The organism is Acidovorax sp. NN32 (genome assembly GCF_057597245.1).
Window position 1 is genome coordinate 4818396 of sequence record NZ_CP199679.1, and the last position, 21491, is coordinate 4839886.

General features: G+C 65.2%; 18 protein-coding genes. 7 read left to right on the forward strand and 11 right to left on the reverse strand.

Features of this window, described 5'->3' with window-relative positions:
• Positions 1–23 precede the first annotated feature (23 nt).
• The 6 genes from ACT89O_RS22270 to ACT89O_RS22295 form a co-directional block, all read right to left on the reverse strand.
• Positions 24–1757 (reverse strand): ABC transporter substrate-binding protein, encoded by a 1734-nt coding sequence (locus tag ACT89O_RS22270; RefSeq protein WP_055395667.1) that lies wholly within the window; start codon positions 1755–1757, stop codon positions 24–26.
• A gap of 135 nt (positions 1758–1892) precedes the next feature.
• A complete protein-coding gene (locus tag ACT89O_RS22275; protein ID WP_055395664.1) occupies positions 1893–2201 on the reverse strand; it encodes a DUF2160 domain-containing protein in 309 nt (102 codons plus the stop codon).
• A 12-nt stretch (positions 2202–2213) separates the two neighbouring features.
• On the reverse strand, positions 2214–3026 hold the full coding sequence (locus ACT89O_RS22280; RefSeq protein ID WP_487261211.1) for a carbohydrate ABC transporter permease: 813 nt from the start codon (positions 3024–3026) through the stop codon (positions 2214–2216).
• Complete coding sequence (locus ACT89O_RS22285; RefSeq protein WP_487261212.1) at positions 3019–3915, reverse strand: carbohydrate ABC transporter permease; 897 nt, start codon at positions 3913–3915, stop codon at positions 3019–3021. Before ACT89O_RS22285 ends, ACT89O_RS22280 begins: the two co-directional genes overlap by 8 nt.
• On the reverse strand, positions 3912–4988 hold the full coding sequence (locus tag ACT89O_RS22290) for an ABC transporter ATP-binding protein (protein ID WP_487261213.1): 1077 nt from the start codon (positions 4986–4988) through the stop codon (positions 3912–3914). The genes ACT89O_RS22285 and ACT89O_RS22290 overlap by 4 nt, the downstream gene beginning before the upstream one ends.
• Before the next feature lies 1 nt (position 4989).
• A complete protein-coding gene (locus ACT89O_RS22295; RefSeq protein WP_487261214.1) occupies positions 4990–6081 on the reverse strand; it encodes an ABC transporter ATP-binding protein in 1092 nt (363 codons plus the stop codon).
• A gap of 235 nt (positions 6082–6316) precedes the next feature.
• Between ACT89O_RS22295 and ACT89O_RS22300 the strand changes: the two genes are divergently transcribed.
• The 3 genes from ACT89O_RS22300 to proC all read left to right on the forward strand — a co-directional run bounded on the left by ACT89O_RS22300 (position 6317) and on the right by proC (position 9795).
• Complete coding sequence (locus ACT89O_RS22300) at positions 6317–7081, forward strand: DeoR/GlpR family DNA-binding transcription regulator (protein WP_099729089.1); 765 nt, start codon at positions 6317–6319, stop codon at positions 7079–7081.
• 166 nt (positions 7082–7247) lie between these two features.
• Entirely contained in the window at positions 7248–8741 is a 1494-nt protein-coding gene (gene glpK, locus ACT89O_RS22305) for a glycerol kinase GlpK (protein WP_487261215.1), read from the forward strand.
• 208 nt (positions 8742–8949) lie between these two features.
• Positions 8950–9795 carry a pyrroline-5-carboxylate reductase gene (proC, locus tag ACT89O_RS22310; RefSeq protein ID WP_487261216.1) on the forward strand — a complete coding sequence of 282 codons (846 nt, stop codon included), beginning with the start codon at positions 8950–8952 and terminating at the stop codon, positions 9793–9795.
• Between the two features lie 43 nt (positions 9796–9838).
• Here proC and ubiA read toward each other — a convergent pair whose 3' ends face one another.
• Positions 9839–10732 carry a 4-hydroxybenzoate octaprenyltransferase gene (gene ubiA / locus ACT89O_RS22315; RefSeq protein ID WP_487261217.1) on the reverse strand — a complete coding sequence of 298 codons (894 nt, stop codon included), beginning with the start codon at positions 10730–10732 and terminating at the stop codon, positions 9839–9841.
• A 195-nt stretch (positions 10733–10927) separates the two neighbouring features.
• On the opposite strand from ubiA, the gene ACT89O_RS22320 reads away from it, so the two are divergent.
• From ACT89O_RS22320 to ACT89O_RS22335, 4 genes are read left to right on the forward strand one after another with little or no spacing between them, the layout of a single operon-like run.
• Entirely contained in the window at positions 10928–14371 is a 3444-nt protein-coding gene (locus tag ACT89O_RS22320) for a response regulator (RefSeq protein ID WP_487261218.1), read from the forward strand.
• Between the two features lie 8 nt (positions 14372–14379).
• Complete coding sequence (locus ACT89O_RS22325) at positions 14380–15216, forward strand: CheR family methyltransferase (RefSeq protein WP_228899157.1); 837 nt, start codon at positions 14380–14382, stop codon at positions 15214–15216.
• The gene (locus ACT89O_RS22330; RefSeq protein WP_487261219.1) at positions 15213–15836 is read left to right on the forward strand and encodes a chemotaxis protein CheB; all 624 of its coding nucleotides are present in this window, start codon (positions 15213–15215) and stop codon (positions 15834–15836) included. The genes ACT89O_RS22325 and ACT89O_RS22330 overlap by 4 nt, the downstream gene beginning before the upstream one ends.
• Before the next feature lie 52 nt (positions 15837–15888).
• Entirely contained in the window at positions 15889–17013 is a 1125-nt protein-coding gene (locus ACT89O_RS22335; protein ID WP_487261220.1) for a hybrid sensor histidine kinase/response regulator, read from the forward strand.
• A 97-nt stretch (positions 17014–17110) separates the two neighbouring features.
• Here the strand turns inward: ACT89O_RS22335 and ACT89O_RS22340 are convergent, their stop codons facing one another.
• From ACT89O_RS22340 to recG, 4 genes are all read right to left on the reverse strand, one after another.
• On the reverse strand, positions 17111–17479 hold the full coding sequence (locus tag ACT89O_RS22340) for a response regulator (RefSeq protein ID WP_487261221.1): 369 nt from the start codon (positions 17477–17479) through the stop codon (positions 17111–17113).
• Positions 17480–17649: 170 nt separating this feature from the next.
• A complete protein-coding gene (locus ACT89O_RS22345; protein WP_055395640.1) occupies positions 17650–18150 on the reverse strand; it encodes a Dps family protein in 501 nt (166 codons plus the stop codon).
• A 179-nt stretch (positions 18151–18329) separates the two neighbouring features.
• Positions 18330–19295, reverse strand: a complete 966-nt coding sequence (locus ACT89O_RS22350) for a LysR substrate-binding domain-containing protein (RefSeq protein WP_121421399.1) — start codon at positions 19293–19295, stop codon at positions 18330–18332.
• A 21-nt stretch (positions 19296–19316) separates the two neighbouring features.
• Positions 19317–21473: an ATP-dependent DNA helicase RecG gene (recG, locus tag ACT89O_RS22355; RefSeq protein WP_487261222.1), complete on the reverse strand. Its 2157-nt coding sequence runs from the start codon at positions 21471–21473 to the stop codon at positions 19317–19319.
• Between the last annotated feature and the right edge of the window lie 18 nt (positions 21474–21491).

Sequence of the window (21491 nt, forward strand, 5' to 3'; positions counted from 1 at the left end):
GCAGGACGGCGGGTTAGACAGGCTTACCGCGCCTTGCCATCCTTCCAGGCCTGCAACAAGGTGCCGTACGCAATCGTCTGGCCCTTTGGCTTCTCGTTGGCCAACTTGGCCCACGGCGCTTGCTTGTCGCTCAGCCACTTGGCGGTGTCGCTCTTGGGGTTGAGCTTGGGAGCGCAATGGGCCATCCCAGCGCGTTCCAGACGGGCCATCACCTGGTCCATCTCGTCGGCCAGCGTGTCCATGGCGCCTTGGGGCGTCTTTTCACCCGTCACGGCCTGGGCTACGTTCTTCCACCAGAGCTGGGCCAGCTTGGGGTAGTCAGGCACATTGGTGCCAGTGGGCGACCACGCCACACGGGCAGGGCTGCGGTAGAACTCCACCAGACCACCCAGCTTGGGCGCCATGTCGGTCATGGCCTTGGACTGGATGTCGGATTCGCGGATCGGGGTCAGGCCGACCATGGTCTTCTTCAGCGACGTGGTCTTGGCCGTCACGAACTGTGCGTAGAGCCAGGCGGCAGCCGTCTTGTTGGCGTCGTGGTCCTTGAAGAAGGTCCAGCTGCCCACGTCCTGGTAGCCGTTTTGCATGCCTTGCTTCCAGTAGGGGCCGTTGGGGCCAGGGGCCATGCGCCACTTGGGCGTGCCGTCGGCATTCACCACGGGCAGGCCGGGCTTGGTCATGTCGGCCGTGAAGGCGGTGTACCAGAAGATCTGCTGCGCGATCTGGCCCTGGGCGGGCACGGGGCCGGCCTCGCCAAAGGTCATGCCCGTGGCTTCCTTGGGCGCGTATTTCTTCATCCAGTCCACGTACTTGGTGAGGGCGTAGACGGCTGCGGGCGAGTTGGTCGCACCGCCACGGGCCACGCTGGCGCCCACGGGCGTGCACTTGTCGTCGGCCACGCGGATGCCCCATTCGTCAATCGGCAGGCCATTGGGCGCGCCGATGTCGGCCGTACCCGCCATGGACAACCAGGCATCGGTGAAGCGCCAGCCCAGCGACGGGTCCTTCTTGCCGTAGTCCATGTGACCATAGATCGGCTTGCCATCGATCTGCTTCACATCGTTGGTGAAGAACTCGGCGATGTCTTCGTAAGCCGACCAGTTCAGCGGCACGCCCAGGTCGTAGCCGTACTTGGCCTTGAACTTGTCCTTGATGTCCTTGCGGTCGAACAAATCGGCACGGAACCAGTACAGGTTGGCAAACTGCTGGTCAGGCAGCTGGTACATCTTTCCATCGGGTCCGGTCGTGAACTTGGTACCGATGTAGTCCTTGAGGTCGATGCCGGGGTTGGTCCATTCCTTGCCCGCAGCGCCCATGTAGTCGGTCAGGTTCAGGATCTTGCCGTAGCGGTAGTGCGTGCCGATCAGGTCCGAGTCCGAGATCCAGCCGTCATAGATGGACTTGCCCGACTGCATGGAGGTCTGCAGCTTCTCGACCACGTCGCCTTCCTGGATCAGGTCGTGCTTGACCTTGATGCCGGTGATTTCCTCGAACGCCTTGGCCAGCGTCTTGGACTCGTATTCGTGGGTGGTGATGGTTTCAGACACCACCGAGATTTCCTTCACCCCCTTGGCCTGGAGTTTTTTGGCTGCGTCGATGAACCACTTCATCTCGGCCATCTGCTGGTCTTTATTCAGCGTGGATGGCTGGAATTCGCTGTCGATCCACTTCTTGGCCTCGGCCTCGCCGGCCCAGGCAGCCTGCCCCATCGCCAGAGCCGCGGCGGCGAAAGCGATCGCCTTGAACTGCATCTTCATTGCTGTCTCCTCTCAGATTGAGACCCCCATTGGTAGACCGGCACCAACCCGGGGGGGAACCAGGCCAGGCCTTCGACACTACAAAAACAATAGCTACAAATGCTTACCCATCAGGCGCAAACGGCCATTTTTTCCTTAACCCTTGCGCATGATCAGCGCCAGCAGCGCCATCGACACCACAAAGCTGATCCAGATCGACGGGTCGCCCTGCAGGCTGAACCACTGGGCCAGCTTGCCGCTGATGCCCACAAAGATCAGGTTCACGTAGGCGGCCGACAGCAGCCCGATAAAAAGCCGGTCGCCGCGCGTGGTCTCCAGGGGCAGGAAACCCTTGCGCATGGTTGTGGGCGACTTGAGCTCCCACACCGTCATGCCCACCAGCATCAGCACGATGCACGTAAAGAACACTGCCACCGGCAGCGTCCAGGCCATCCAGTCAAACATGTCGCTGCCTCCTCAAACCCGGCCCATCGCGAAACCCTTCGCGATGTAGTGCCGCACAAACCAGATCACGATGGCACCCGGCACGATGGTCAGCACACCCGCCGCCGCCAACGTCGCCCAGTCCATGCCCGACGCACTCACGGTGCGTGTCATGGTGGCCACGATGGGCTTGGCGTTCACGCTGGTCAGCGTGCGGGCCAGCAGCAGCTCCACCCAGCTGAACATGAAGCAGAAGAACGCCGCCACGCCCACACCAGCCTTGATCAGCGGCAGGAAGATGGTCATGAAAAAGCGCGGAAAGCTGTAGCCATCGATGTAGGCCGTCTCGTCGATCTCGCGCGGGATGCCGCTCATGAAGCCTTCCAGAATCCACACCGCCAGCGGTACGCTGAACAGCAAGTGCGCCAGTGCCACGGCGATGTGCGTATCCATGAGGCCCACGGTGGTGTAGAGCTGGAAGAACGGCAGCAGGAACACGGCGGGTGGCGTCATGCGGTTGGTCAGCAGCCAGAAGAACACATGCTTGTCGCCCAGGAAGCTGTAGCGCGAGAACGCATACGCTGCGGGCAGTGCCACGGTGAGCGTGATCACCATGTTGATGCTCACGTAGATCAGGCTGTTGATGTAGCCCGAGTACCAGGACGCATCGGTGAAGATGGTCTTGTAGTTGGCCCAGGTGAAGTTCTGCGGGAAGAACGAGAAGCTCGACAGGATCTCCTCGTTCGTCTTGAAGCTCATGTTGACCATCCAGTAGATGGGCAACAGTGCGAACAGCAGGTACGCAATCAGGAACAGAGTGCGCTTCTGGAAACGTTTTTCACTCATGGCCGGCTCCTTCGTCGCTGACGGTGCCCACGCGCTGCATCCAGTTGTAGAGGATGAAACACAGCAGCAGGATGATGAAGAAATAGATCAGCGAGAACGCTGCGGCAGGGCCCAGGTCGAACTGACCGACCGCCTTGGTCGTGAGGTACTGCGAGAGGAAGGTGGTGGCATTGCCCGGCCCGCCGCCCGTGAGCACGAAGGGCTCGGTGTAGATCATGAAACTGTCCATGAAGCGCAGCAGCACCGCAATCATCAGCACGCCGCGCATCTTGGGCAGCTGGATGTAGCGAAACACCGCAAACTTGCTGGCGCCATCGATGCGGGCCGCTTGGTAGTACGCATCGGGAATGGAGCGCAGCCCGGCAAAGGCCAGCAGCGCGACCAGCGGCGTCCAGTGCCACACATCCATCAGCAGCACCGTGAGCCACGCCTGCGTGGCGTTGCCGGTGTAGCTGTATTCAATGCCCATCTCCTGCAACATCCGGCCCATCAGACCAATATCGGCACGGCCATAGATCTGCCAGATGGTGCCCACCACGTTCCAGGGGATCAGCAGCGACAACGCCACCACCACCAGCACGGCGGAAGACTTCCAGCCCTGCGCGGGCATGGACAGTGCCAAAAGGATGCCCAGCGGAATCTCCACCGCCAACACAGCCAGCGAGAAGGTGATCTGCCGCCACAAGGCCGCGTGCAGTTCCTCATCGCGCATCACAGCAGCAAACCACTCGGTGCCGACAAATACGCGGCGCTCGGGGGAGATGATGTCTTGCACCGAATAGTTCACCACTGTCATCAGCGGCAGGATGGCCGAGAAGGCCACGCAGATGATGACCGGCAGGATCAGGAACCAGGCCTTCTGGTTGACCGGTTTGGTGGTTGCGCTCATGCCAGCAACTCCTCATTCTTGTAAAAGCAGGTGTGCTCACCCAGCACCTGCAGCCAGACGGTATCGCCCGCCGAGGGCAAGCGCGTCTCGGGGCTGAAGCGGGCCTTGACCGTGTGCTCGCCCACCTTTGCGGTCAACATCAGGTAGGTACCGATGTCCTGCACTTGCGCCACGCTGCAGGCCAGGGCGCCGGGCTGCTGTGCAGCGGCCAGTGCCAGGTATTCCGGGCGAATGCCCACCTGCAGAGGCCCGGGGGGCAGCGCACGCCCGGCGGGCAGTGCCAAACGGTGACCCGCCACCGCCAACTCCGCACCCTCTGCCTGTGCAGGCAAAAAGTTCATCCCTGGCGAGCCGATGAAATGCCCCACAAACACGTGCTGGGGCCGCTCGAACAGCGCATCGGCCGAGCCCACCTGCACCGCACGGCCCCGCGTCATCACCACCACCTGGTCGGCAAAGGTCAGCGCCTCCACCTGGTCGTGCGTCACGTAGATCAGTGTGAGTTTGAGCTCATGGTGAATCTGCTTGAGCTTGCGGCGCAGCTGCCACTTGAGGTGCGGGTCAATCACCGTGAGCGGCTCGTCGAACAACACTGCTGCTACGTCCGAGCGCACCAGGCCACGGCCCAGCGAGATTTTTTGCTTCTGGTCGGCCGACAGGCCCGCTGCGCGCATGTTGAGCTGGTGGCTCATCTCCAGCATCTCGGCAATGGCGCCCACGCGCTCCTTGATCTGGGCTTCTGGCACCTTGCGGTTCTTGAGCGGAAACGCCAGGTTCTCGGCCACCGTCATGGTGTCGTAGATCACCGGGAACTGGAACACCTGGGCGATGTTGCGCTCCTGCGGGCTCGCACGGGTCACGTCGCGGCCATCAAACAGCACCTTGCCATGCGAGGGTACGAGCAGGCCCGACATGATGTTGAGCATGGTGGTCTTGCCGCAGCCCGAGGGGCCCAGCAACGCATAGGCACCGCCATCCTCGAACTCCATCTTGAGGGGCAGCAGCGCGTAGTCGCTATCCTGCTGCGGGTTCGGCTTGTACGAATGCGCCAAGTCCAGACTGATGCGGGCCATCTCAACGCCCTCCTTGTACAGCGTTCGGGCGCGCGGGCGCCCATGCCAGCCGGCCGTCGGCACCAAACACATAGGCCTGGGCCGGGTCCAGGTGCAGCGTGATGGGCGTGCCCAGTTCAAAGTAATGCACCCCGGTCAGCTGCGCCACCAGATCACCCCAGGGTGTGGCCGCATGCACAAAGGTGTCCGATCCCGAAATTTCGGCCAGCTCGACCACTCCAGCCACACTGATGTCACCCGGGCGGGCATGCACGCGCAGCGCACTGGCACGCACCCCTACCGTGAGTCCTGCCGCCATGGCTACACCCTGCGGCAGAGATACAGCCAGTTCCGTTCCACCCTCCAGGCGCACACCCCGGGGTGCTGCCGACGCCGCCATTAGGTTCATCGGGGGGTCGCTGAAGGCGCGGGCAACGCGCAGTGAATTGGGCGCATGGAACACCTCGGCCGTGGGGCCGTACTGCAGCAATCGGCCTTCGTCGAGCACAGCGGTGTAGCCGCCCAGCAGCAGGGCCTCGCCCGGCTCGGTGGTGGCATACACCACGGTGGACTGGCCCGCGGCAAACAGCTGGGTCAGCTCCTCGCGCAGCTCTTCGCGCAGCTTGTAGTCCAGGTTCACCAGGGGCTCGTCCAACAGCATCAGCGGCGCGCCCTTGGCCAGCGCACGCGCCAGCGCCACACGCTGCTGCTGCCCGCCCGACAGCTCGGCCGGGTACCGGTCCAGAAACATGTCGATGTGCAGGCGGCTCGCGATCTCGCGCACCCGGGCGTCGATGTTCTTTTCGCCGCGCAGCTTCAGGGGCGACGCAATGTTGGCCGCCACCTTCATCGAGGGGTAGTTGATGAACTGCTGGTACACCATGGCCACATTGCGGTCGCGCACGGGCATGCCGGTCACGTCCACGCCATCGACCCGGACCGAGCCCGAGGTGGGCGCATCCAGCCCGGCCATGATGCGCATCAGGCTGGTCTTGCCTGCCTGGGTCGCCCCCAGCAATACCGTCACGGCATTGGGCTGCAGCGACAGGTTCATGTCGTACAGCCAGGTCTGCGCCCCGACTTTTTTGCTGATGCTGTCCAACGCCAGCTGCATGAAGCATCCTCTTCCGGCCCTTGGGCCTGTGTGAAAGGACTGCGCACACGCAGGGCAGCCCTCAAATTTCGATCTTTTTCATTTTTGTTCCTTTTTGTTCGAATCGAATCAAGGTTTACCCTTAATCAATTCGTTTTTGTTCGATTTACAGTCTTTGGCATGTCGCCAGCCACCAAAGCGGATGTTTCAGATTCGTTACGATTCGGTGACATAACACTGCGCACCACACCCCACCGTGAACACCAATCCCCGCCAACTCCAACTCCTCGAAGAAGTGCGCGCGCGCAAGTCCGCCACGGTGGAACAACTCGCCGAAACGCTGGGGGTCACGCTGCAGACAGTGCGCCGCGATGTGCAGCGCCTGGCAGAGTCCGGCCTGCTCACGCGCTTTCATGGCGGCGTGCGCGTGCCCAGCTCCACGGTGGAGAACCTGGCGCACACCCAGCGCGAAAACCTGCATGCCGAAGGCAAGGCGCGCATTGCGCGCGCCGTGGCCGAACAGGTGCCCAACGACTGCTCGCTGATCCTGAACATCGGCACCACCACCGAGGCCATCGCCAAGGCGCTGCTGCACCACCGGGGCCTGCGCGTGATCACCAACAACCTCAATGTGGCCGCTATCCTGAGCGGCAACCCCGAGTGCGAGGTCATCGTGGCCGGTGGCGTGGTGCGCGCCCGTGACCGGGGCATCGTGGGTGAAGCGGCGGTGGACTTCATCCGCCAGTTCAAGGTGGATATTGCGCTCATCGGCATCTCGGGCATCGAACCCGATGGCTCTCTGCGCGACTTCGACTACCGCGAAGTGAAGGTGGCGCAAACCATCATCGAACATGCACGCGAGGTCTGGCTGGCGGCCGACTTCAGCAAGTTCAACCGCCCAGCCATGGTGCAACTGGCCACACTGGCGCAAATCGACCGCCTGTTCACCGATGCGCCGCCGCCAGAGCCGTTTCCAGCGCTGCTGCAGGATGCGGAAGTGATCTGTACCGTGGCTGCCTGAAAACCCTCCACGTTCCAGTGCTCCCAATGTACAAATCCGTTCACGCTGAGCCTGTCGAAGCGCTGCGCAGGGCTTCGACAGGCTCAGCCCGAACGGCCTTGATGGATTGAACGCGAACTCGTCCCACGCACACCGGCATTGCCTTGCCGACTTATCCTTGCCCACCATGACCTACCTGCTCGCCCTCGACCAAGGCACCTCCAGCTCCCGCAGCATCGTTTTTGACGAAGGCGGCCACATCGTGGCGCAGGCGCAGCTGGAGCTGCCGCAGATCTACCCCCAGCCCGGCTGGGTGGAGCACGACCCGCTGGAGATCTGGCGCACGCAGCTCGCCACCGCCCGCGATGCGCTGGCCAAGGCGGGCATTGCGGCCAACGCCGTGCGCGCCGTAGGCATCACCAACCAGCGCGAGACCACGGTGCTATGGAACCGCAAGACAGGCCAGCCCGTGCACCACGCTATCGTCTGGCAGGACCGCCGCGCCGAACCCGCCTGCGCCCAGCTGCGCGAACAAGGCCATGCCGCCACCATTCAGGCCAAGACCGGCCTGCTGGTGGACGCCTACTTCTCCGGCACCAAGCTGCAGTGGATGCTGGACCATGTGCCCGGCGCCCGCGACGCGGCAGAGCGCGGCGAGCTGGCCTTTGGCACGGTGGACAGCTGGCTGATGTGGAAGCTGACCCACGGCAAGGTGCACGTCACGGATGTGAGCAACGCCTCGCGCACCATGCTGTTCAATGTGCACACCAACCAGTGGGACGACGAGCTGCTGGCGCTGCTGCGCATTCCCAAGGCGCTGATGCCCGAGGTGTTGCCGTCCAGCGCCCACTTTGGCGACATCGCGGCCGACCTGCTGGGCCACAGCATCCGCATTGGCGGCGTGGCGGGCGACCAGCAAAGCGCTCTGTTCGGCCAGGCCTGTTTCACCGCCGGCATGGCCAAGAACACCTATGGCACGGGCTGCTTCATGCTCATGCACACGGGCGGCACGTTCCAGACCTCGCAGAACGGCCTGCTCACCACCAGCGCAGCACAGGCAACCGCGCAACCTGAATTTGCGATGGAAGGCAGCGTTTTTGTGGGCGGCGCCGTTGTGCAGTGGCTGCGCGACGGCCTGCGCGCCATCTCCACCAGCAACGAGGTGGAGTCACTGGCCCAAAGCGTGCCCGATTCGGGCGGCGTGATGATGGTGCCCGCATTCACCGGCCTGGGCGCCCCGTACTGGAAGCCTGACGCACGCGGCACCATCACGGGCCTCACGCGTGGGACCACGCTGGGCCACATCGCCCGCGCGGCGCTGGAAAGCATCGCCTACCAGAGCGCCGCCCTGCTGCTGGCCATGAGCCGCGACGCCGTGGCCGCTGGCGGTGCGCCCGTGAGCGAACTGCGTGTGGACGGCGGCGCCTGCATCAACGACCTGCTGATGCAGTTCCAGGCCGACCTGCTGGGCATCCCGGTGGTGCGGCCTGCAGTCATCGAGACCACCGCTTTGGGCGCGGCCTACCTGGCAGGGCTGTCGAGCGGCGTGTACCGCAGCACGGATGAACTCTCGCGGCTGTGGCGCGCCGACCGCCGCTTTGTGCCCACGCTCAGCAGCGCGCGTGCGCAGGAACTGATGGCGAACTGGGAACACGCCGTGCGCCAAACTGTTGCAGAGTAGCCCCCCTGAGTCGCCTTCGGCGCCTTCCCCCCGCTGTCGCATCGCTGCGCGTTGCGGGCGCGGGGACGCTCCCAGCGCCCCTACCTGGGAATGCTGAGGGGCCTTGCGCCGGAGCACTGGCATGGGCCGCGCCAGTTGCGCAGGCCATTCGGACAATCACAGGTCTCCGGCGCTACCATGGCGCCTTCCTTTCTCGCCTGACCGTAGCATGACCTCCTCCGCTTTCGCCGCAGCAAATTCCCAACTCCCCACCATCGCCTTCATCGGCGGCGGCAACATGGCCAGCGCCATCATCGGCGGGCTGATCCGCCAGGGCCATCCGGCCAGCCAAATCGAGGTGGTCGAGCCCTACGCCCCCACGCGCGAGGCGTTGCTCAAGAACTTTGGACTCACGGCGCAGCCCGAGGCGGGCGCGGCACTGCAGCGCGCCAGCATCGTGGTCTGGGCGGTCAAGCCGCAGACCTTCAAGGACGCGGCCGCGCAGGCCAAGGCGCACACCCAGCAGGCCCTGCACCTGAGCGTGGCGGCGGGCATCCGCTCGGACAGCATCGCCCAGTGGCTGGGCACCGAGCGCATCGTGCGCACCATGCCCAACACGCCCGCGCTGGTGGGCAAGGGCATGAGCGCGATCTACGCACGCCCCGCCGTGACCAGCGCCGAGCGCCAGAGCGTGGAGGCCATCGTGGCGTCCACCGGCGAATTCCTGTGGGTGGAGAGCGAGACCCAGCTGGACGCTGTCACCGCCCTCTCAGGCTCGGGCCCGGCCTATGTGTTCTATTTCCTCGAAGCCATGACGCGCGCTGGTGTGGGCATGGGCCTGACCGAAGCGCAGGCGCACCAGCTGGCCGTGGGCACCTTTGTGGGCGCCTCGGAGCTGGCCCGCCGCTCGGACGAGCCCCCGGCCGTGCTGCGCGAACGTGTCACCTCCAAGGGCGGCACGACCTATGCGGCCCTGCAGTCGATGGAAGCCAGCGGCGTGTCGCAGGCGTTCGAGGCCGCCATGCGCGCCGCCGAAAAACGCGCCAACGAACTCGGCAACGAGTTCGGATCTTGATGTTTTGGGGCGGTAGCGCTAGTCGATCAAGCGCTGACCGCTATTAATTTGTGAGTACCGCCCGCACCAGATAGCTGCCCGCAATGCCCGCAAACACCGTGGCGCCCAGCCAGTGGTTGATGCGGAACGCCTTGAAGCAGCCCTCACGGGTGCGGGTGCGGATCAGGGCGAAGTGCCACACTGCCTGGGCCAGCGCCACCGCAATTGCTACATAAAAAATAGCACCTAAGGCATACGGTTGTAGCGCTACCGCCCAAATACCCAAGAAAAGCAGATAAAACACCACGATAGCGGCCACATCCAGCCGTCCCAGGGTGATGGCCGAGGTCTTGATGCCGATCTTGAGGTCGTCATCCCGGTCCACCATGGCGTATTCGGTGTCGTAGGCCAGCACCCAGAACAGGTTGCCCAGCCACATCCACCAGGCCACGGCGGGCACGCTGCCCTGCACGGCGGCAAAGGCGATGACGATGCCGAAATTGAACGCAATGCCCAGCACCGCCTGGGGCATGGAAATGATGCGTTTGGTGAACGGGTAGGCAATGGCCACCAGCACGGCGGGCACCGACCAGGCGATGGCGGCCTGGTTGGTGGTGAGCACCAGGCCAAACGACACCAGCGCCAGCACCGCGCCCAGGCTCAGCGCCTCTTTCACCGACACCGCACCGGTCGTGACGGGCCGCTGCGCCGTGCGTTTGACGTGTTTGTCAAAGTCGCGGTCGGCCACGTCGTTCACGCAGCAGCCTGCGCTGCGCATGAGGAAGGTGCCCAGCACAAACACCACCAGCAGGTGCCAGCCCGGAAAGCCGTCGGCCGCAATCCACAGCGCGCTCAGCGTCGGCCACAGGCACACCAGCCAGCCGGCGGGGCGGTCCCAGCGGATCAGGTCGAGATAGAGCGAAAAACGGCTGCGGGGGGAAACAGGGGACGACGACATGATGGGACCATTACAAGAACAGGCTCAGCAGCAAGACGCTGCGGCGGGTGGCGGGCCACGGGCGCACAGAATGTAGCAGCAGCGCCGCGACCGGGACACGCATCACGAGGCCAGGTAACCGCCCCAGCGCGCGCAAAAAACCCGTTAAAGTCTCCGCTCGTTCCCCCAACGCACCGCCCTCTGGGGCACCAACGCATGCCCCATACATCGACCTCCCAGGCCGCCACGCGTTTTGCTGTCCCCCGCGGAATGCTGGTGGGATTTGTGATTGCTGCCCTCGCCACGGTGCTGATCGCGCTGGTGAACTTCCGCACCGCCCAGGTGCGCTCGCACGCTGTGGAAGCCATGGACGAGACCACGGTAACCATGCGCCACCTCAACCTGTTCGTGTCTTCGCTGAAAGACGCCGAGACCGGGCAACGCGGCTATCTGCTGACGGGGGACGACACCTATCTGCAGCCCTACAACCTGTCCCTGGGCGCCATGGAGCGCAACATGGCGCGCCTCAAGGAGCTGACGGACGACAGCGCCGTGCAGCGCCGCCTGGTGCTGCAGATCGATGACCTGCGCCACGAAAAACTGCGCGAGCTGGGCGAGACCATTGAACTGCGCCGCTCCAAAGGCCAGGAGGCCGCCGTGGCCGTGACCCGCAGTGATGCCGGCCGGGTGCTGATGGACCGCATCCGCGACCTGGCGTCGGACCTGTCCACGCTGCTGAACCAGCAGCTGGAAAACGAACGCAAGCAATGGGTGGAGGCGGCGGCCATGTCCACCTACTACTCCTGGGGCGGATCGTTCGTGCTGCTGGTGCTCATCTGCCTGTCGGCCGCCGCCAATGCGCGGGAGTACCGCCTCAAGGCGCAGCAGTCCTGGGTGGCAGCCGGCCTCAACGGGCTGAGCCAGCGCATCCAGGGAGACCACCGGCTGGAGGACCTGGGCCAGCTCACGCTCGAATACCTGGCGCAATACCTGCGCGCGGCCGTGGGGGCAGGCTATGTGGCCGACTGCAACGGCGCACTCACCCTGTTTGGTGGCTACGCCCTGCCCCGCGAACGGCTGGAGCAGCGTCTGCTGCCCGGCGAAGGCCTGGTGGGCCAGGTCGCGCGCTCGCGCCAGATGCTGCATGTGCGCGATGTGCCCGCCGGGCACCTGATGGTGTCGTCCAGCACGGGCCAATCCGCACCGACCGAACTGCTGCTGGCGCCTGCCATCGAGAACGGCGAAGTCTTTGCCGTGATCGAGCTGGGCTTTCATCGCCCGGTGACCGAGCCCGAGCGCACCCTGATGGAACGCGCCTCGCAGATGCTGGCAGTGGCCGTGCGCGCGGGCATCGACCGCAACCGGCTCGAAGCCTTGCTGGAAGAAACCCAGCGCCAGTCCGAAGAGCTGCAGACCCAGCAAGAAGAGCTGCGCGTGAGCAACGAGGAGCTGGAACAGCAAAGCCGCATCCTGCAAGAGTCGCAGGCCCAGATGGAGGTGCAGCAGACCGAGCTGGAGCAGACCAACGCCCACCTGGAGGCGCAGACCCAGCAGCTGGAATACCAGCGCGAGCAACTGCTGCGCGCCCAAAGCGCCATGACGGACAAGGCGCGCGAACTGGAGCTGGCCAGCCAGTACAAGAGCGAGTTCCTGGCCAACATGAGCCACGAGCTGCGCACACCGCTCAACTCCACGTTGATCCTCGCCAAACTGCTGTCCGACAACAAGCCGGGCAACCTGAGCGCCGAGCAGGTGAAGTACGCGCAGACCATCTACGCGGCGGGCAACGACCTGCTGGCCCTCATCAACGACATCCTCGACCTGTCCAAGATCGAGGCTGGCCAGGCCACCGTGTCGGTGGAAACGGTGACGCTGGCCAAGGCACTGCAAACCCTGATCGACCCGCTGCGCCCGCTGGCGCAAGAAAAGGGCCTGACACTCACGGCCACCGTTGCGCCCGACGCCCCCGCCACGCTGGACACCGACCCGCAGCGCCTGGGGCAGGTGCTCAAGAACTTGCTGTCCAATGCGCTCAAGTTCACCGAGAAAGGCTCGGTGGCGCTGCATGTGTCGCGCAACCCGGACGACACGCTGTCGTTTGCCGTCAAGGACACCGGCATCGGCATTCCGGCGCACCAGCAGGAGTTGATCTTCGAAGCCTTCCGCCAGGCCGATGGAAGCACCCATCGCAAGTACGGCGGCACGGGCCTGGGCCTGTCGATCTCGCGCGACCTGGCGCAGCTGCTGGGCGGGTCCATCCACGTGCACAGCACGCCGGGCGAGGGCAGCGTGTTTACCCTGATCCTGCCCCAGAAGCTGCTGCCTTCGTCGCCTGAAGCTGAACCCGCAATGCCGCTGGCGGCGCCTTCGCCAGCCCACGCGACGGCACCGGTCGTCGCACCGGTTCCTTCGGCCCCCGCGTTGCCACCCGTGGCGGCCCCCACCGCACCCGTAGCCCCGCGCCGCGCGAGCGCGCGCAGCATTCTGGTGATTGAGGACGATGTGCGCTTTGCCCAGATCCTGGGTGATCTGGCGCAGGAGATGGACTTCGACTGCCACCTGGCCCACAACGCGGCAGACGGCCTGGCCTATGCGGTACACAGCCTGCCCAGCGCCATCGTGCTGGACGTGAACCTGCCCGACTTCTCGGGCCTGGGCGTGCTCGACCAGCTCAAGCGCAACCCGGCCACCCGCCACATCCCGGTGCATGTGGTCTCGGTGGCCGACTACTCGCAAGAGGCCTTGGGCCGGGGCGCCGTGGGCTACGCCCTCAAGCCCGTCAAGCGCGACGAACTGGTGCATGCCCTGCAGCGGCTGGAAGCCAAGTTCACCCAGAACCTGCGGCGCGTGCTGGTGGTGGAAGACGACGAACGCCAGCGCGAGAGCGTGCGCCACCTGCTCGCCAACGACGACGTGGAGATCGTGGGCGCCGGCACGGCGGCCGAGGCGCTGGCGCACCTGCGCGGCTCCACCTTCGACTGCATGGTGATGGACCTGAACCTGCCCGACCTGAGCGGCTACGAATTGCTGCAGCAGATGACAGAGCAGGATGGCGTCTCCTTCCCGCCCGTCATCGTGTACACAGGCCGCGCCCTGTCGCGCGACGAGGAGCAGCAACTGCGCCGGTTCTCCAAATCCATCATCATCAAAGACGCGCGCTCCCCCGAGCGGCTGCTCGACGAGGTCACGCTGTTCCTGCACCAGGTGGAGTCGGAGCTGTCGGCAGAGCACCGCCAGATGCTGCAGGTGGCCCGCAACCGCGAGACTGCCCTGGAAGGCCGCAACGTGCTGGTGGTGGAAGACGATGTGCGCAACGTGTTTGCGCTCTCCAGCATTCTGGAGCCCACCGGCATCCGCGTGGAGATCGCGCGCAACGGCCTGGAGGCCCTGCAGGCGCTGGAGCGCGCCGGCAGCGGCGGCCACCCTGCGATTGACCTGGTGCTGATGGACATCATGATGCCGGAGATGGACGGCTACACCGCCATGCGCGAGATCCGCAACCGCCCCGAGTGGCGCCGCCTGCCCATCATCGCGTTGACCGCCAAGGCCATGAAGGACGATCAGGAAAAATGCCTGGCCGCCGGGGCCAATGACTACATCGCCAAACCGCTGGACGTGGAGAAGCTGCTGTCCCTGGTGCGGGTGTGGATGCCCAAGTAGGCCCCGCCATGCCCCATCGCAAGGCCCGCACCGCCGACATCGAGCAGCGCCTGCTGATCGATGCCATCTACCACCGCTACCACTACGACTTCAGGGGCTACGCGCAGGCGTCGCTCAAGCGGCGGCTGGCGTCGGCCTTGGTGCAATTCGACTGCAAGACGCTGTCGCAGCTGCAGGACCGTGTACTGCACGAGCCCGCAGTGTTCCCTGCGCTGCTCGAATACCTCACCGTGCAGGTGAGCGACATGTTCCGCGACCCCAGCTACTTTCAGGCGCTGCGCCAGGAGGTGGTGCCGCTGCTGCGCACCTACCCGTCGCTCAAGGTCTGGGTGGCCGGGTGCAGCGCGGGAGAAGAGGTTTATTCGCTGGCCGTCCTGCTGCAGGAAGAAGGCTTGCTGGACCGCACGCTGATCTACGCCACCGACATCAACCCGCACGCGTTGCGCGCGGCAGAGTCTGGAGTGTTCGACGTGTCGCGGGTGCCTGCCTTCACCGAGAACCATGCGCGCTCCGGCGCCCGCAGCTCTTTGTCGGACTACTACGCTGCCGGCTATGGCCGCGTGGTGTTCGACAAGGGCTTGCGCGAGCACATGGTGTTCTCTGACCACAGCCTGGCCACCGACAGCGTGTTTGCCGAGGTTCATCTGGTGTCCTGCCGCAATGTGCTCATCTACTTCGAGCGCGACCTACAAGACCGCGCCCTGGGGCTGTTCCGCGAGTCGCTGTGCCATCGGGGGTTTCTGGGTCTGGGGTCCAAGGAGTCTCTGCGGTTTTCAGCGCACACCGATGCCTTCGAGGACTTTGTGAAGGAAGACCGCATTTACCGCAAAAAGGCCGGGCTGTGAGCACCACCGACCTCGCGCCCAGACCAGCACCTTCCGGGGGCTACGCAGCCATCGTGGTGGGCGGTTCCTCGGGCGGTATCGACGCCTTGCTGGAACTGCTGCCCGCGCTGCCCGCCACGCTGCAGGCGGCTGTGCTAGTGGTGCTGCACCTGCCCCGGGACCGGCGCAGCCTGCTGGTGGACATCTTCCAGCCCCGCTGCGCAATGCCGATGCGCGAGGCTCAGGACAAGGATGCCATCACTCTGGGCTCGGTGAGCTTTGCGCCGCCGGACTACCACCTGCTGGTCGATGCAGGGCCCCAGGGCCCGCATGTGGGGCTGTCGGTAGACCCTCCCCTGCATTTTTCCCGCCCCTCCATCGACGTGCTGTTCGAATCGGCGGCAGACCACTACGGCCCCCAACTGCTGGGCATTCTGCTGTCGGGCGCCAACGAAGACGGCGTGCACGGCCTGCAGGCCATTCAGGCGGCGGGCGGCCTCACCATCGTGCAAGACCCAGCCAGTGCCAGCATGCCCACCATGCCGCAGGCGGCCATCGCCGGATTGGCGGTCGACCACATCCTGCCCCCTGAAGGCATTGCCAGGCTGCTGGTGGACCTGCACCAGCGCCAGCAGCTTTGATACGGGCATATGCGTCCTTCCTTGAGAACCCCATCCACCCTCCCCACCGCCCATGCCCCAGACCGACCGCACCAAATGCCTGCTCGTTGACGATGTCGAGGAAAACCTGATCGCCCTGGAGGCGCTGCTGCAACGCGACGGGCTGGACATCCTCAAGGCCCAGTCGGGCCCCGAGGCCCTGGAACTGCTGCTGGCGCATGACGACGTGGCCCTGGCCTTGCTGGACGTGCAAATGCCCGATATGAACGGCTTCGAGCTGGCGGAACTGATCCGGGGCAGCGAGCGCACCCGGCACATCCCGCTCATCTTCATGACGGCGGGCTCACGCGAGCAGAACTGGCAGTTCCGGGGGTACGAGAGCGGGGCGGTGGACTTTCTCTACAAACCCATCGACCCGCACATGCTCACCAACAAGGCGAGCGTGTTCTTTGAGCTGCACCGGCGCAAGCAGGCGCTGGCGCACGAGCTGCGCGCGCGCACCGAGGCCTTGCGCATCAACGAAATGTTCATGGCAGTGCTGAGCCACGACCTGCGCACACCACTGCAGTCCATCGTCGCGGCGGCCACCGTGCTCAAGCGCCAGCCGCCCCCCGACAAGGCGGTGCTGATGGCCGACCGGGTGCTGGGCGCCAGCCAGCGCATGGGCCACATGATCGAAGACCTGCTGGACGTGACCCGCATTCGCCAGGCGGGCGGGCTGGCGCTGCAGCTGGGCTCCACCCACATGCAGGCGCTGGTGCAGCGCACGCTGGATGAGATGGCCACCAGCCACCCGGAACGCTACATCGGGTCCACCCTGCAAGGCGACCTGGCCGGCACCTGGGATGCCGAACGTCTATGTCAGGTGATCACCAACCTGGTTGGCAACGCCCTGCACCACGGCAGAGTCGACCACCCTGTGCAGATTGCAGTGGACGGTACCAGCCCTGAGGAGGTGAGCATCACGGTGTCCAACGGCGGCACCATTCCCTCTGCGCTGCTGCCGCATTTGTTCGACCCGTTCCGGGGTGGAGAGCGTGAGCCCGGCCGCCACCAAGGGCTGGGGCTGGGGCTCTTCATTGCGCACCAGATCGTGCGGGCCCACCATGGAACCATCGAGGCCCAGTCACGGGACGATGTCACGACCTTTCGGGTGAGACTGCCGCGCCACTCGCCAGTACGCAACCCGCGCAATTGACTGCGCGCAGCCCAGCACAACAGCGCAGGTCACCACGACCAGGCGGGTGGCGTGATGAAGTAAAGGATGAACAGCGAGCGATCGGCGCTAGCAAGCCTCAGCTGGCGGCTGAAGCCAGCGCTGTATGGATGGACTCGAGCAAATGCTCCAGCTCTTCCAGCTCAAAAGGTTTGAGCAATGCGCGCACGTTGGGCCCCCAACTGCGCGGGTGGCTACCTAGCTCGTAGCCGGAGCACAGCACCACCCACCGCTGCGGATCATCCGCCAGCAGCTGGCGGGCCAGTTCCGTGCCCGAAAGGCCGGGCAGGCTGACATCGGTCACCACCACATCAAAGACGTCCCCAGCATCCAGAGCCAGCGCCTCCTCGGCAGTGGCGCAGGGCGTGACCTTCCGGCCTTCACCTTCCATAAGCATGCCGATGGTCTCGCGCAGCTCCGGGTTGTCTTCAACGTACAGGATTCGCATACATCAGAGAGGATTGATACGCCATGCCGCCCTGCGAAGAAGGGAGCATGACCAAAACCCGCATCATGCGCAGGCGATGGAACTGCGCCATGTAGGACAAGGCGCTCTTCTTCGCTGTGCTGCAGTGTTCTGCGCCCCTCGGGTAATGCGCGTGGAAGCTGCGAACCCTTTTACTCTTCGAGCAGCGAGCGCAGCATCCACGCCGTCTGCTCGTGCACCGTGAGGCGCTGCGTCAGCAGGTCGGCCGTGGGCTCGTCGCTGGCCTTGTCGGCCAGGGGGAACAGGCTGCGCGCGGTGCGGGCCACGGCCTCATGGCCTTCGACCAGCACGCGCACCATCTCCAGTGCCTTGGGCGGCTTGGCGGGCGCATCGGGCACCGTGGCCAGCTTGCCGAACTCGGCATACGAGCCCGGCGCCACATGGCCCAGCGAGCGGATGCGCTCGGCAATCGGGTCCACGGCATTCCACAGCTCGGTGTACTGCGCCATGAACATGGTGTGCAGCGTGTTGAACATGGGGCCCGTCACGTTCCAGTGGAAGTTGTGGGTGGTGAGGTACAGCGTGTAGGTGTCGGCCAGCAGGCGCGACAGGCCCTGGGCAATGGCAGCGCGGTCCTTGTCGCTGATGCCGATGTTGATGGTAGGGGCGGTGGTCTTGGAGGCCTTGGCCATGTCATTGCTCCTGAAGTGAAGATGGATTCGACAGCAGATGCCCGCCGACCCGTCGGGCCTGGAGGCATCGCACCAAAAACACTGTAGCGCAAGGCCATGACCAGCGAGCCTGACCTGCGTCAGAGCCACACCACGGCAGCAGGACATCGCCCGCCAGCGCGGCACAGGCCAGGCCTGCCTTACGACAGCCGCTTGACCCCCGGCAGCTCGCAGGCATACACCGCGTTGCGCAATGACGCAATGGCTTCATACCGGGTAAAGCTGCGCCGCCATGCCAGCACCACGCGGCGCATGGGTGGCGGGCCGCCGTCCTCTTCGCGGATGGGCAGGTAGCGGATATAGCTTTCGTCGCTCTTACGGCGGCGTGACACGGTGAGCAGCGCATCGCGCGGCACCGAAAGGCGCGGCACCAGCGTCACGCCCATGCCTGCGGCCACCATGTGCTTGATGGTTTCGAGCGAAGAGCCTTCAAACGACTTGCGGATGCCCTCGGCATTGCTCGCAAAGCGCGCAAATTCGGGGCAGACCTCCAGCACATGGTCGCGAAAACAATGGCCCGCACCCAGCAGCAGCATGGTCTCGCTCTTGAGTTCGGCCGCCGTCACAGACTTCTTCGCCGCCAGCGGGTGCGTGCTGGGCACGGCCGCCATGAAGGGCTCGTCATACAGCGGCGCCATGGCCAGGCCCGTGTCGGGGAAAGGTTCGGCCAGGATGGCGCAGTCGATCTCGCCGGTGCGCAGCATCTCCAGCAGCTTGACGGTGAAGTTCTCCTGCAGCATCAGCGGCATCTGGGGTGTGCGCGTGATGGACTGGCGCACCAGTTCAGGCAGCAGGTAGGGCCCGATGGTGTAGATGACCCCCAGGGTGAGCGGCCCTGCCAACGGGTCCTTGCCGCGCTTGGCAATCTCCTTGATGGCAGCCGCCTGCTCCAGCACGCTCTGCGCCTGGCGCACGATCTCTTCGCCCAGCGGCGTCACCGAAACCTCACCCGCGCTGCGCTCGAAGAGCTTCACATCCAGCTCTTCTTCCAGCTTCTTGATGGCCACCGACAGTGTGGGCTGCGACACGTAGCAGGCATCGGCCGCATGACCAAAGTGCTTCTCCCGCGCTACGGCAACGATGTACTTGAGTTCGGTGAGGGTCATGGTGTGTTCCAGCAGGCCGTGTCATGCCTTGAGATAGTCGGATTTTCCACCCAACCAGCGCGCGACGTGCTTTGCGGCCAGGTCAGGATACCGGTCCAGCATCTGCGGCGCCAGTTCGCGCGCCCATTCGAGCAAGTGCGTGTCGGTCGCCAGGTCGGCAAAGCGCAACAGCGCATCCCCCGACTGGCGCGCGCCCAGAAACTCGCCGGGGCCGCGAATCTCCAGATCGCGCCGGGCGATCTCGAAGCCGTCGTTGGTTTCGGCCATCGCGCGCAGACGCTCCTTGGCGGTTTCGCCCACGCGGCCGCTGTCGTTGGTGGCATACAGCAGCACACAGGCCGAGGCCGCCGCACCCCGCCCCACCCGGCCGCGCAGCTGGTGCAGTTGGCTCAGGCCAAAGCGCTCGGCGTGCTCGATGACCATGAGGGACGCGTTGGGCACGTCCACGCCCACCTCGATCACCGTGGTGCTGACCAGCACGCCCATCTGGCCGCTGGTGAAGAGCGCCATCACGGCCTTCTTCTCGGCCGTGGGCATGCGCGAGTGCAGCAGACCGACCATGCAGCCCGGCAAGGCCTCGCTCAGATCGGCGTGGGTGGCGGTGGCGTTGGAGAGGTCCAGCGCTTCGCTCTCTTCAATCAGCGGGCACACCCAATACACCTGCCGCCCGGCCTCGACCTGCGCGCCGATGCGTGCAATCACCTCGTCCTTGCGGCTGTCGGCGATGAGTTTGGTGACGATGGGCGTGCGGCCTGGCGGTAGCTCGTCGATGACGGACACGTCCAGGTCGGCGTAGTAGCTCATGGCCAGCGTGCGCGGGATGGGCGTGGCGCTCATCATCAGCATGTGGGGCTCCATGCCATGGGCTGCGAGTTTCTGCCGCAAGGCAAGCCGCTGCGCCACGCCAAAACGGTGCTGCTCGTCGATGATGGCCAGCGCCAGGTTCTTGAACTGCACCTGCTCCTGGATCACGGCGTGGGTGCCCACGACCAGCGCGGCCTCACCGCTGGCCACCATGGCCAGCATGGCCGTGCGGTCCTTCTTTTTCTGCCCGCCCACCAGCCAGGCGACCTTGCGGCCGTGCTGCGCCAGCAGTGGCTCCAGCCAGCCGATCATCTTGGCGAAATGCTGCTCGGCCAGGATTTCGGTGGGGGCCATCAGCGCGCACTGCCAGCCCGCATCCATCGCCAGACAGGCGGCCAGGGCCGAGACCACGGTTTTGCCCGAGCCCACATCACCCTGCAGCAGCCGGTGCATGGGCACCTGGCGGGCCAGGTCGGCGGCAATTTCTTCGCCCACGCGGCGCTGGGCGGAGGTGAGGCTGAAGGGCAGCACGGCCAGCAACTGCTCATGCAGCGGCAAGGCACCGTCGGCGGCTTTTTGGGCGCGCAACACGGGCGCACGCAGCATGTCGCGTGCGCGGCGCGACTGCTGCTGCGATAGCTGCTGGGCCAGCAACTCCTCGGCCTTGAGGCGCTGCCACGCGGGGTGGCTGTGGTCCTCCAGCGTGGACAGCGCCACATCGGGCGTGGGGTGGTGCAAAAAAGTGAGCGCCTCGCGCAGGCTGAATAAGCGCTGGAGGCCATTTTGGCCATAAACCCGAGTCACCGGCGGCTCGGCACCGGGTGGCAGGGTGTCTGACAAGTCCACCCGCGTCAGCGCGCCCACCACCGCACGGCGCAGGTAGGGCTGGGGCAAACCGGCCGTGGTGGGGTAGACGGGCGTCAACGCCGCAGGCAGCTCGCCGCCCGCCACGCGGAACGCCGGGTGCATCATCTGCCGCCCCCAGAAGCCGCCCTTGATCTCACCCCGGATGCGCAAGCGCGCACCCACGGCGAGGGTTTTCTGGTGCGAGGGGTAGAAGCTGAAGAAGCGCAGCTCGCACGAGCCGGTCTCGTCCTCCACCTGCACCAGCAGCTGGCGGCGCGGGCGTAGCTGAATCTCGCTGGCGGTCACCGTGGCTTCGATCTGCACCATCTGCCCGTCGCGCGCATTGGCCAGCGGGGTGATGCGGGTTTCATCCTCGTAGCGCAGGGGCAGGTGCAGGGCGAGGTCGATGTCACGTTGGAGCCCCAGCTTTTGCAGCGCCTTTTGCGCTACCGACGCGCCGCCTTTGGCGGCAGCAGGGGCTGCCGAAGCCTTGGCGCTAAGGGAAACTCTGGGGGCTGCGGCGGGCATGTAGCGGGTTCTGCGAAC

Excerpts from the sequence above, each read along its gene's own strand:
- ACT89O_RS22270 (WP_055395667.1), bottom strand. The coding sequence starts at position 1,757 with ATGAAGATGCAGTTCAAGGCGATCGCTTTCGCCGCCGCGGCTCTGGCG.
- ACT89O_RS22275 (WP_055395664.1), bottom strand. The coding sequence starts at position 2,201 with ATGTTTGACTGGATGGCCTGGACGCTGCCGGTGGCAGTGTTCTTTACG.
- ACT89O_RS22280 (WP_487261211.1), bottom strand. The coding sequence starts at position 3,026 with ATGAGTGAAAAACGTTTCCAGAAGCGCACTCTGTTCCTGATTGCGTAC.
- ACT89O_RS22285 (WP_487261212.1), bottom strand. The coding sequence starts at position 3,915 with ATGAGCGCAACCACCAAACCGGTCAACCAGAAGGCCTGGTTCCTGATC.
- ACT89O_RS22290 (WP_487261213.1), bottom strand. The coding sequence starts at position 4,988 with ATGGCCCGCATCAGTCTGGACTTGGCGCATTCGTACAAGCCGAACCCG.
- ACT89O_RS22295 (WP_487261214.1), bottom strand. The coding sequence starts at position 6,081 with ATGCAGCTGGCGTTGGACAGCATCAGCAAAAAAGTCGGGGCGCAGACC.
- glpK (WP_487261215.1), top strand. The coding sequence starts at position 7,248 with ATGACCTACCTGCTCGCCCTCGACCAAGGCACCTCCAGCTCCCGCAGC.
- proC (WP_487261216.1), top strand. The coding sequence starts at position 8,950 with ATGACCTCCTCCGCTTTCGCCGCAGCAAATTCCCAACTCCCCACCATC.
- ubiA (WP_487261217.1), bottom strand. The coding sequence starts at position 10,732 with ATGTCGTCGTCCCCTGTTTCCCCCCGCAGCCGTTTTTCGCTCTATCTC.
- ACT89O_RS22320 (WP_487261218.1), top strand. The coding sequence starts at position 10,928 with ATGCCCCATACATCGACCTCCCAGGCCGCCACGCGTTTTGCTGTCCCC.
- ACT89O_RS22325 (WP_228899157.1), top strand. The coding sequence starts at position 14,380 with ATGCCCCATCGCAAGGCCCGCACCGCCGACATCGAGCAGCGCCTGCTG.
- ACT89O_RS22335 (WP_487261220.1), top strand. The coding sequence starts at position 15,889 with ATGCCCCAGACCGACCGCACCAAATGCCTGCTCGTTGACGATGTCGAG.
- ACT89O_RS22340 (WP_487261221.1), bottom strand. The coding sequence starts at position 17,479 with ATGCGAATCCTGTACGTTGAAGACAACCCGGAGCTGCGCGAGACCATC.
- ACT89O_RS22345 (WP_055395640.1), bottom strand. The coding sequence starts at position 18,150 with ATGGCCAAGGCCTCCAAGACCACCGCCCCTACCATCAACATCGGCATC.
- ACT89O_RS22350 (WP_121421399.1), bottom strand. The coding sequence starts at position 19,295 with ATGACCCTCACCGAACTCAAGTACATCGTTGCCGTAGCGCGGGAGAAG.
- recG (WP_487261222.1), bottom strand. The coding sequence starts at position 21,473 with ATGCCCGCCGCAGCCCCCAGAGTTTCCCTTAGCGCCAAGGCTTCGGCA.